Origin of the sequence: Streptomyces sp. NPDC058964 (genome assembly GCF_042741275.1) — a bacterium.
Classification (GTDB): domain Bacteria; phylum Actinomycetota; class Actinomycetes; order Streptomycetales; family Streptomycetaceae; genus Streptomyces.
The window spans coordinates 1-2,562 of the sequence record NZ_JBHYKH010000811.1 but is presented as its reverse complement, the minus strand read 5'-3'; the positions used below and the strand labels follow the sequence as shown (position 1 = coordinate 2,562).

Below are 2,562 nucleotides of genomic sequence, written 5' to 3'. Positions count from 1 at the left end.
GGGGTGGGTGTGTGGGCGCTCGCCGCCCGCCCCGCCCCCCCGGGCGGGGGGCGGGGGGGGGGGGGGGCGGCCCCGCCCGCCCCGCCGCGGCCCCCCCCCGCGCCGCGGTCGCTCCCACGGTGCTCGCGCTGGGCACGGTCAGTCTGGTCACCGACGTCTCGTCGGAGATGGTCACGGCGGTGCTGCCGCTGTACCTGGTCACGGGGCTCGGCCTGTCGCCGCTGGGCTTCGGCCTGCTGGACGGCATCCACAACGGCTTCTCGGCGCTGGTCCGGCTGGCGGGGGGCCATCTCGCCGACCGCGGCGGCGGCCGCCACAAGTGGGTGGCGGGGGCCGGCTACGGCATCTCCGCGCTGTGCAAGCCCTTGCTGCTCATGGCGCACTCCCTGGCGCCGATCGGCCTGGTCCTGGCCGCCGACCGCACCGGCAAGGGCCTGCGCACGGCCCCGCGCGACGCGCTGATCTCCCTCTCCAGCACACCGGAGGCCCGCGGCCGTGCCTTCGGGGTGCACCGCGCGATGGACACGGCGGGTGCGCTGTTCGGTCCGCCGGCCGCCTTCCTGATCCTGCGGGCGACGGTGGACGGCTACGACGCGGTGTTCACGGTGAGCTTCTGTGTGGCCGTGTCCGGCGTGCTGGTGCTGGTGCTGTTCGTGCCGGGCGGCCGGGTCCGCGGGCCCGCGGACGCCGCGCGCCCCACGGTGCGCGCGGCCCTGGCCCTGCTGCGCCGCCGGGACCTGCGCCGCGTCACGGTGTGCGCCCTGCTTCTGGGCCTCGCCACGGTGAGCGACTCCTTCGTCTACCTCCTGCTGCAGCGCCGGCTGGGCGTCCCCGACCGCTGGTTCGCCCTGCTGCCGCTGGGCACGGCGGCCGCGTTCCTGCTCCTGGCGGTGCCGCTGGGCCGGCTGGCGGACCGGGTGGGCCGCTGGCGCGTCTTCCTGGCGGGCCACGGCTCCCTGCTGCTGGCGTACACCCTTCTGCTCACGTCCTGGCACGGCACCGCGCTGCCCTGCGCGGTCCTCGCCCTGCACGGCGGCTTCTACGCGGCCACCGACGGCGTACTGATGGCGGCGGCGTCGGAGGGCGTGCCCGAGGAGCTGCGCTCGTCCGGTCTGGCCGTCGTGCAGACCGGGCAGTCCACGGCCCGTTTCGCCTGCTCGCTGCTGTTCGGCGCGGCGTGGACGCTGTGGGGCGACCGTACGGCCCTCGCGGTGGCCACGGCCGCCCTGGCGGGGTGCGCGGCGCTCTCCGTCGCGCTCCGCCCGGCCAGCCTCCGTCCGGCCGCCCTCCGTCCGTCCCAGGAGCACGCCTCATGAGTGTCCGGTCCCGTGTCCTGGTCCTGCTGCCGGCCGTCGCCGTCCTCGCGGCGGTGGCGCTGGCCTCCGTGCTGCACGCGTCGGCGCGGGCGGACCGCCGTGCCCACACCCGGGCCGGCGGGCCGGAGGTCACGCCGGGCGAGGTGACCCTGAGGGCGTCCGGCCGCATGGTGTTCCGCAACATGGCGTGGGGCCCGCACCGCGACGAGCTGACCACGGTCCCGGCGTCCGACCCGGCGGGCCCGCGCACCGCCTCGGGCGTCAAGTGCCTGCGCTTCTACGCCGCCTCGGGCACGGGCGTGTGCCTCCAGGCGGTGCACGGCCCGGTCTCGGACACCTACCGGGCGCTGATCCTGGACGCGCACCTGCGGACGACCGCGCGCTACGACGTCCCCGGCATCCCCTCCCGCGCCCGTGTCTCCCCCACCGGCCACTTCGCCGCCTGGACGGCGTTCGTCGGCGGCGACTCGTACGCGGGCACGGACTTCTCGACCCGCACGGCGATCGCGGACACCCGCACGGGTCGGCTGACCCCCACGCTGGAGGCCTTCCGGATCGTCAAGGACGGCCATACCTACCGGGCGGCGGACGTGAACTTCTGGGGCGTGACGTTCGCGGCGGACGACCGCACCTTCTACGCGACGCTGGCGACGCAGGGCAGGACGTATCTCGTCCGCGGTGATCTGCTCTCCCGGACGGTCACCACGCTCCACGCCAACGTCGAATGCCCGTCGCTCTCCCCCGACGGCACACGGGTCGCCTACAAGAAGCGGGTGGCGGGCCTCTCCAGGGACGCCCCGTGGCATCTGTACGTCCTCGACCTGCGCACCCTGCGCGAGACACCGCTGGCCGAGCCGAGGAGCGTGGACGACCAGGCGGTGTGGCGGGACGCGCACACGATCGTGTACGCCCTGCCGGGCGACTACGGGGCGGACCTGTACCAGGTCCCGGCGGACGGGACGGGGCGGGCGCGGCGGATCAGCCCGGCGGCGGTTTCCCCCGCGTACCTGGGACAGCCGCGTCCCGCCCCATGAGGTTCAGGCCGGTTCGGGCTGGGGTTCCGGTCGCAGCGCCGGTACGGCCGCCGGTTCCCACAGTCTGGTGGTCCGCACATAGCCGTGGATCACCGAGACCATCGAGAGAACGAGCAGGGGTGGCGCACAACCCAGGGGGTGTGGGGCCGCCCGGCGGCCGACCAGCGGCGCGCCCCAGCGCGGCGGGCGGTGACCCCCCCCCCGCGCGCCCC

Annotated in this window: 2 protein-coding genes and 1 pseudogene; 2 read left to right on the top strand and 1 reads right to left on the bottom strand. The window is 76.1% G+C overall.

Annotated features, from left to right (window positions below; translation table 11 throughout):
* Positions 1-11: 11 nt before the first annotated feature.
* Positions 12-1,316 (top strand): MFS transporter, encoded by a 1,305-nt coding sequence (locus tag ACFW2E_RS45065; RefSeq protein ID WP_384477478.1) that lies wholly within the window; start codon positions 12-14, stop codon positions 1,314-1,316.
* Positions 1,313-2,350: a TolB family protein gene (locus tag ACFW2E_RS45060; protein WP_384477475.1), complete on the top strand. Its 1,038-nt coding sequence runs from the start codon at positions 1,313-1,315 to the stop codon at positions 2,348-2,350. The genes ACFW2E_RS45065 and ACFW2E_RS45060 overlap by 4 nt, the downstream gene beginning before the upstream one ends.
* Positions 2,351-2,353: 3 nt before the next feature.
* Here the strand turns inward: ACFW2E_RS45060 and ACFW2E_RS45055 are convergent.
* Positions 2,354-2,562, bottom strand: a pseudogene (locus ACFW2E_RS45055) (inositol phosphorylceramide synthase); the annotation flags it as partial.